Annotated in this window: 5 protein-coding genes; all 5 read left to right on the top strand. The window is 66.7% G+C overall.

Annotated elements, in window-relative coordinates:
- Positions 1-175 precede the first annotated feature (175 nt).
- Complete coding sequence (gene smc / locus ACRCSW_RS08160; protein ID WP_438704098.1) at positions 176-3,631, top strand: chromosome segregation protein SMC; 3,456 nt, start codon at positions 176-178, stop codon at positions 3,629-3,631.
- Between the two features lie 381 nt (positions 3,632-4,012).
- Positions 4,013-4,135, top strand: coding sequence for a hypothetical protein (locus ACRCSW_RS08155; protein ID WP_438704096.1), 123 nt, complete (start codon positions 4,013-4,015; stop codon positions 4,133-4,135).
- 178 nt (positions 4,136-4,313) lie between these two features.
- A complete protein-coding gene (locus ACRCSW_RS08150; protein WP_438704095.1) occupies positions 4,314-5,564 on the top strand; it encodes a sarcosine oxidase subunit beta family protein in 1,251 nt (416 codons plus the stop codon).
- A gap of 12 nt (positions 5,565-5,576) precedes the next feature.
- Positions 5,577-5,861, top strand: a complete 285-nt coding sequence (locus ACRCSW_RS08145; RefSeq protein WP_438704094.1) for a sarcosine oxidase subunit delta — start codon at positions 5,577-5,579, stop codon at positions 5,859-5,861.
- A partial coding sequence (locus ACRCSW_RS08140; protein WP_438704092.1) for a 2Fe-2S iron-sulfur cluster-binding protein occupies positions 5,858-8,273 on the top strand: 2,416 nt, incomplete at its 3' end. The genes ACRCSW_RS08145 and ACRCSW_RS08140, both read left to right, overlap by 4 nt.

The raw sequence follows: 8,273 nt of genomic DNA, 5'->3' as shown, positions 1-8,273 counted from the left end.
GTCATCGGCGAATGCTGCCATGACGTGACGCGGCGGGCAAGCGGCTGGCAGGAACGCGCGGGCGGGCCGCACGATGTTGGGGATAAGCGCGCGGGGGTGGGCAGATGATGGGGGGCCGGGTTGACTCTGGGGTGGGGGGACGGGACGATGGGCCGCAGCGACTCATGAGGGACCCTTGCGGCTTACCAAACTTCGGCTGAACGGCTTCAAGAGCTTTGTCGACCCCACGGATCTGGTGATTCATGAGGGTCTGACGGGCGTGGTCGGGCCTAATGGCTGCGGTAAGTCGAACCTTCTGGAAGCGCTTCGCTGGGTGATGGGGGAGAACCGGCCCTCGGCCATGCGCGGGGGCGGCATGGAGGATGTGATCTTCAATGGCGCGGCCACGCGGGGGGCGCGGCATTTCGCGGAAGTGGCGCTGGTGATCGACAATGCCGAGCGGCTGGCGCCCTCGGGCTTCAACGATGCGGACAACATCGAGATCGTGCGGCGGATCACACGGGATGCGGGGTCGGTCTATCGCTGCAACACGAAAGAGGTCCGGGCGCGGGATGTGCAGATGCTGTTCGCGGATGCCTCGACCGGGTCGCATTCTCCGGCGCTGGTCCGGCAGGGGCAGATATCCGAGCTGATCAATGCGAAGCCGAAGGCTCGGCGGCGGGTGCTGGAGGAGGCGGCGGGGATTAGCGGGCTTTATGCGCGGCGGCATGAGGCAGAGCTGAAGCTGGCGGGGACGGAAGCGAACCTTTTGCGGGTCGATGATGTGCTGGAAAGCCTGGCGCAGCAGCTGTCGGTGCTGATCCGGCAGGCGAAGCAGGCGGCGCGGTATCGGGAGCTGTCGGAGGAGCTGCGGAAGTCGGAGGGGATGCTTCTGTGGCGGCGGTGGCGGGAGGCGGATGAGGCTCGGTTCGCGGCGGAAGCGAGCTTGCGGGAGCGGCTGATCGCGCAGGGGCAGGCGGAGGCTTCCGCGCGGGAGGCGGGCACGGCGCGGGAGGCGGCGGAGGATGCGCTGCCGCCGAAGCGTGAGGAGGAGGCGATTGCTTCGGCCGTTTTGCAGCGGCTGACCTTGCAGCGGGATGCGTTGGGGGATCAGGAGGCGCGGGCGCGGGCGCAGATCGAGGCGCTGCAGGGCCGGATCGAGCAGCTTAGCCGCGACCTGGAGCGGGAAGCGGGGCTGAACCGCGATGCGGGCGAGGTGATCGAGCGGCTGGACTGGGAGATCGAGCATCTGGCCCGGGCGCATGACGGGCATGAGGAGAAGCTGGCCGAAGCCGTGGAAGCGGCGCGGGATGCGGGCGCGGTTCTGTCGGAGCGTGAGGCGTCGTTGGCTGAGCTGACTGAGGATGCGGCGCGTCTTGCGGCGCGGCATCAGTCTTCGCAGCGGATGCTGTCGGACAGTCGGGCGGTGCTGGAGCGGGCCGAGGGGGAGGCGTTGTCGGCGCGGGCGGCGGTTGCCTCTGCGACGGGTGCGCTGGAGGCGGCAGGCGAGGCGTTTGCGGCCGCCGAGGGGGCGACGGAGGCGGCTATCGCCGAAGGACAGGCGACCGAGGCGGCGCTGGAGGCGGCAGAGACGGCGCGGGCGGAGACGCAAGGGCGCGAGGCCGACGCGCGGGCGGCGCGGTCGTCGGCGGAGGGTGAGGCTTCGGCTTTGCGGGCCGAGGTGGCGGCTTTGGCGCGGCTGGTGGAGCGGGAGGCTTTGGCGGGCAGCCAGCTTCTGGACCGGCTGGAGGTGGAGCCGGGGTATGAGAAGGCCCTGGGTGCTGCGCTGGCGGATGATCTGAGGAGCCCCGAGGTGTCGGCCGAGGCCCGGTCGGGTTGGGCGGTGCTGCCGGAGTATGCCGTGCCGCAGGGTTTGCCGGCTGGGGCCGAGCCGCTGGGCGCGCGGGTGAAGGCGCCGGGCGTGCTGGCGCGGCGGCTGTCTCAGATTGGGCTCGTCAGCCGGGAGCAGGGGTTTGCGTTGCAGGCCGACCTGCGGCCGGGCCAGCGGCTGGTGAGCGTCGAGGGCGACCTTTGGCGCTGGGACGGGTTCCGGGCGGGGGCGGAGGATGCTCCGTCTGCCGCTGCGTTGCGGCTCCAGCAGTTGAACCGGCTGGTGCAGCTCAAGCGCGATCTGGAGGAGGTCGCGGCGCGGGCGGACGGCGCGCGGCAGGCGCATGAGGCCTTGCAGGCGCGGCTTTCGGAGCTGGCTGCGGCGGATGCGCGGGCTCGGGATGCCCGGCGGGCGGCGGATGCAAGGCTGGCCGAAGCGAACCGGGCGCTTGCGCGGGCCGAAGCGGATCGCTCGATCGCCGGGGGCAAGCTTGAGGCCGCAAAGCTCGCGGTCAGCCGGTTCGAGGACGAGGCGATGGGGGCCCGCGCCCGGCTGAAGGAGGCCGAGGCGGCGGTGGCGGAGCTGGGCGACCTCGACGCCGCGCGGGGCGCCTTGGAGGCGGCAAAGATCACGGTTGAGGCGGCGCGGATCACGATGATGACCCGCCGCTCGGCGCAGGACGAGGTCCGGCGCGAGGGCGAAGCGCGGGTCCGGCGGCGGCAGGAGGCCACGAAGGAGCTGTCGGGCTGGAAACACCGGCTGGAGACGGCATTGAGCCGGACGGAAGAGCTGACCGCGCGGCGGGTCGAGACCGAGGAGGAACTGGCGGGGGCTATGCTCGCGCCCGAAGAGATCGCGGCCAAGCGCGGGGAGCTGGTCGAAGCGATCGAAACCGCCGAAGGCCGGCGACGGAAGGCGGCAGATGCCCTTGCCGAAGCCGAAGGGGCACTCCGCGAAGCGCAAGGCGCTGAGCGTGAGGCAGAGCGGCTGGCCGGTGAAGCCCGCGAGGCCCGTGCGCGCGCCGAAGCCCGGCTGGACGCGGCGCGGGAGGGCGTGGCCGTGGCGGCGGAACGCATCCGGGAAGAGAACGACCGGACGCCAGACGAGCTTCTGACCAGCCTTCGGGTTGACCCAGACAAGATGCCGGATGCCGAAAGCCTGGACACCGAGGTCGGCCGCCTGAAACGCCAGCGTGAGGCGCTGGGGGCGGTGAACCTCCGCGCTGAAGAGGACGCGAAGACCGTCGAGGAGGAGTACGACACGCTGGCCGCTGAGAAGTCGGACCTGGAAGAGGCGGTGAAAAAGCTGCGGGCCGGGATTGCCGGGCTGAACAAGGAGGGGCGCGAGCGGCTCTTGACGGCCTTCGAGCAGGTGAATGCGAATTTCTCGACGCTCTTCACGCATCTCTTCGGGGGCGGCGAGGCACGGCTGGTTCTGGTGGAATCGGACGACCCGCTGGAGGCCGGCCTAGAGATCCTGTGCCAGCCGCCGGGCAAGAAGCTGGCGACCCTGTCGCTCCTCTCAGGTGGCGAGCAGACCCTGACCGCATTGGCGCTGATCTTCGGCGTGTTCCTCGCGAACCCCGCGCCGATCTGCGTGCTGGACGAGGTGGACGCGCCCCTGGACGATGCCAACGTGACCCGCTTCTGCGACCTTCTGGACGAGATGACCCGGCGGACGGACACAAGGTTCCTGATCATCACCCACCACGCCGTGACGATGGCGCGGATGGACCGCCTTTTCGGGGTGACGATGGCCGAGCAGGGGGTGTCGCAACTGGTGTCGGTCGACCTGAAGAAGGCCGAGGCGATGGTGGCTTAAGTGCCTTCCTTCAGTAACGGTTTACCAACACTTCCAATCTACCCCTGATCCCGCCGCGACCCTTCGCGGTGGACGGAGGTGATGAAACTGAGTGGATATGCATATCGCAAGTGGATGGTGGTTATTGCGGCGGCGACGCTGCTGATCGCGGCCATCCGCCTTTGGATCGGGGGCTGACCCCGAGAAAAAGGGGACCCGGCGGAGTAGACGCTCCGCCGGGTCTTTATTCAAGGTGAGTGCCCTGAATGGAAACAACTATCGCATGCCTATAATCATGGGCATTCCTTATGAAATTGTAAAGCGCGACCTGCGCTTATGGTTAACCGGCCGGCAACCAGAATCAGGCAGAACGGGGCGTGAACAAAAACCCCCGAGGCCGCCATGCAAATGCTTCTCTCCGCCACAACGATCCTGGTTCTCTTCGCCTACGCGCAGGAACAGATCGACAAGTTTCCCACCACCTGGGCACCTTTCGTGGCGATGGAAGCAGGGCTTCGCGATTGACCACAACCCGTCTTTGCCCCGGCTCGGGCAAAGATCGGCCCTTTGGCCAACGCTTTGCCGCTCAAGCAACGGTCCTCACCTTCGCCACCGATGGCGAAAACTGACGCAGCCGTGGCGAAAACAGATGCATCGAGACCAGCTTTCGGGCCTAGAACAGCCCTGAAGCAGGAGGTCCGAATTGCGCTATTCCGGATTTCGCGTCATTGCCGAGGCTTTGACGGGTCATAAAGGCTGGAAACCCGTCTGGCGGGACCCTGCGCCGCAATCCGACTATGACTACATCATCATCGGTGGCGGCGGGCATGGGCTGGCGACGGCCTACTATCTGGCGAAAGAGTTCGGCCAGGCGCGGATTGCGGTGCTGGAGAAGGGCTACCTCGGCAGCGGCAACGTGGGCCGCAATACCACGATCATCCGGTCGAACTACCTTCTGGACGGGAACGAACCGTTCTACGAATTCAGCCTGAAGCTCTGGGAAGGGTTGGAGCAGGACTTCAACTACAACGCCATGGTCAGCCAGCGCGGGATCATCAACCTGATCCACACCGACGCGCAGCGCGACGCCGCCATAAGGCGTGGCAATGCGATGATCCTGCACGGGGCCGACGCCGAGATGCTGACCCGCGAGCAGGTGCGGGCGATGTACCCCTGGCTCAACTTCGACAACGCCCGCTTCCCGATCAAGGGCGCGATCATGCAGCGGCGGGGGGGTACAGTCCGCCATGATGCGGTGGCCTGGGGCTATGCGCGTGGGGCGGATGCCCGCGGTGTGGACCTCATCCAGAACTGCGAAGTCACGGGGATGCGGATCGAAGGGGGCCGCATTCGGGGGGTCGAGACGACGCGGGGATACATCGGGGCGAAGAAAGTGGGCGTCGCGGTGGCGGGGTCTTCGTCGAAGGTCATGGCCCATGCGGGGATGCGGTTGCCGATTGAGTCTCACGTCCTGCAAGCCTTTGTTTCTGAAGGCCTGAAGCCGATGATCGACGGAGTGATGACCTTCGGCGCGGGTCACTTCTACGTCTCGCAATCCGACAAGGGCGGGCTGGTCTTTGGCGGCGATATCGACGGCTACAATTCCTACGCTCAGCGAGGCAACCTCCCGGTGATCGAGGACGTGGCCGAGGGTGGCATGGCCCTGATGCCCGCGATCGGGCGGGTGCGGTTGCTCAGGACCTGGGGCGGGATCATGGACATGTCGATGGATGGCTCGCCGATCATCGACAAGACCGGTGTGGACGGCCTCTATTTCAACGGCGGCTGGTGTTATGGCGGGTTCAAGGCGACTCCCGCGAGCGGTTGGTGCTTTGCGCATCTTATGGCCAAGGACGAGCCGCATCGGACGGCCACGGCCTATCGGTTCGACCGCTTCCTGAAGGGCCGGATGATCGACGAAAAGGGTCAGGGCGCGACCCCGAACCTGCATTGAGAAGATAAGCGAATGATCATTAATCATCCAATCCTTGGGCCCCGAGACGCGCAGGAGTTTGTCTATCTGGGGGATGCCTCGCTGATCGACCGTCCGGATGGGATGACCGCCGGGGTCGAGGCGTTCCACGAGTATCTGTATCAGCGGGACAACCCGGCGGGAGAGCATCGTGAGCTTTGGTATCATGAGCAGGGGGATCGGTCCTGGTTGGTGGTGACGCGGAACACGGTGACGCATGAGATCACGAAGGTGGAACTTGCCCGCGACGTGGCCCGTGCCCGGGGGCGGTCGAAATGAGCCAGACGCACCGCATAACCGCGGGCCAGATCGACCGGTCGACGACCCTGCGGTTCACCTTCGACGGGCTGCCTTACGAAGGGCATCCGGGCGACACTTTGGCCTCGGCCTTGCTCGCCAACGGCGTGCGTCTGATGGGGCGGAGCTTCAAGTATCACCGTCCCAGGGGACCGTTGTCGGCCGGGTCGGAAGAGCCGAACGCGCTGGTGGAACTGCGCACCGGCGGGCGGCAGGAGCCGAACACGCGGGCGACCGTAGCGGAGCTTTTCGACGGGCTGGAGGCGAGAAGTCAGAACCGCTGGCCCTCGCTTCGGTTCGACCTGATGGCGATCAACGACCGCCTCAGCCCCTTCTTCGCCGCGGGCTTCTACTACAAGACCTTCATGTGGCCCAAGTCCTTCTGGGAAAAGCTTTATGAGCCGATCATCCGTCGCGCCGCGGGCCTCGGCTCGGTCACGCGTGAGGAGGACCCCGACACCTACGACAAGGGCTTCCTGCATTGCGATCTTCTGGTCATAGGGGCTGGTCCGGCGGGGCTGATGGCCGCCTTGACCGCCGGACGCGCTGGCGCGCGGGTGATCCTAGCGGATGAAGATTTCCGCATGGGCGGGCGGCTGAACGCCGAGACCTATGCGGTAGGCGGTGCCACTGGTGCCGACTGGGCGGCGGAGGTGGCGGCGGAACTGGCGTCGCTGCCGAACGTGCGCCTTATGCCGCGGACGACGGTGATCGGGGCTTTCGACCACGGCATCTACGGTGCGGCGGAGAGGGTCAGCGACCACCTGCCCGCGCCCTTGCCGGGCAAGCCAAGACAGGCGCTGTGGCGCATCTATTCCAAGCGCGCGATCCTCTGCGGCGGGGCGACCGAGCGGCCGATTGCGTTCGAGAACAACGACCGGCCGGGGATCATGCTGGCGGGGGCCTTAAGGGCCTACGCCAACCGCTGGGGCGTCAGGGCAGGGGAGCGGGTGGCGCTTTTCACCAACAACGATGATGGGTTGAGGACGGCAACCGACCTGCAGGCCAAGGGCGTGGACGTCGTGGCGGTGATCGACAGCCGCGAGGGGGGCGATCTTTTGCCCGGCATCCGGCATCTTCGCGGTGCGGAGGTGATCGACACGGCGGGCCGGTTGGCGTTGAAGACCATCACAGTGCGGCAGGCCAACGGTCAGACCGAACAACTCCACATCGACGCGCTGGGAGTTTCGGGCGGCTGGAACCCTAATGTGAATATCCATTCGCATCACCGCTCGCGACCTGTCTGGGACGCCTCGATCGCTGCGTTTGTACCGGGCGCGGATGGGCCTCCGGGTCTGTCGGTCGCTGGGGCAGCGGCGGGAGCAATGTCAACCCATGGCGCGCTGGCCTCCGGTCAGGCGCAGGCCATGGCGGCGCTGGCGGGCGTGGGGAGGGCCGCCAGCGCCGATGTTCTGCCGGAGGCCGAAGATGCGCCTTTCCGGGTCACGCCGAAGTGGTATGTCGCGGGCGGCAAGGGCCGGGCCTGGATCGACCAGCAGAACGACGTCACCGTGAAGGACGTGAAGCTTGCGCATCAGGAGAACTTCACGTCCGTCGAGCATCTGAAGCGCTACACGACGCTAGGGATGGCGACGGATCAGGGCAAGACCGGCAATGTCCTTGGCCTCGCGATCATGGCCGAGCTTACCGGCCGGTCGATCCCCAAGACGGGGACGACAATCTACCGCCCGCCCTACACGCCCGTTGCTATGGGGGCGCTGGCAGGCCGGTCGCGAGGCAAGGAATTCAAGCCCTTCCGGCTGACCCCAAGCCATCAGTGGGCGGCCCAGCAGGGCGCGACCTTCGTCGAGGTCGGCAACTGGCTTCGCACGCAGTGGGTGCCGACGGCAGGAGAGACGGAGTGGCGCCAGTCGGTCGACCGGGAGGTGCTGGCCACCCGCAAGTCGGTGGGCATCTGCGATGTGACGACGCTCGGCAAGATAGACATCCAGGGCGCCGATGCGGGGGCGTTCCTGGACAAGGTCTATTCCAACACGTTCTCCACCCTCCCGGTCGGGAAGTGCCGCTACGGGCTGATGCTTCGCGAGGACGGGATCGTCTTTGATGATGGCACGACCGCGCGGATAAGCGAACATGAGTTCGTAATGACCACTACCACCGCGAACGCCATCACGGTCTTCCGGCATCTGGAGTTCGGCCGCCAGTGCCTTTGGCCGGACATGGACGTGCAGCTGATCTCGACCACCGAGGCCTGGGCGCAGTTTTCGGTCGCGGGGCCGAATGCACGGAAACTCCTGGAGAAGGTGGTCGATCAGGACATCTCGGATGCGGCCTTCCCCTACATGGGGGCAGGGAACATCACCGTCTGCGACGGCCTTCGGGCGCGACTTTTCCGGATCAGCTTCTCAGGTGAACTGGCGTTCGAAATCGCGG

Origin of the sequence: Tabrizicola sp. (genome assembly GCF_051645465.1) — a bacterium.
In the GTDB taxonomy this organism is placed as follows: domain Bacteria; phylum Pseudomonadota; class Alphaproteobacteria; order Rhodobacterales; family Rhodobacteraceae; genus Tabrizicola.
The sequence above is the reverse complement of the archived record's forward strand: the minus strand, read 5'-3'. Positions and strand labels throughout refer to the sequence as shown.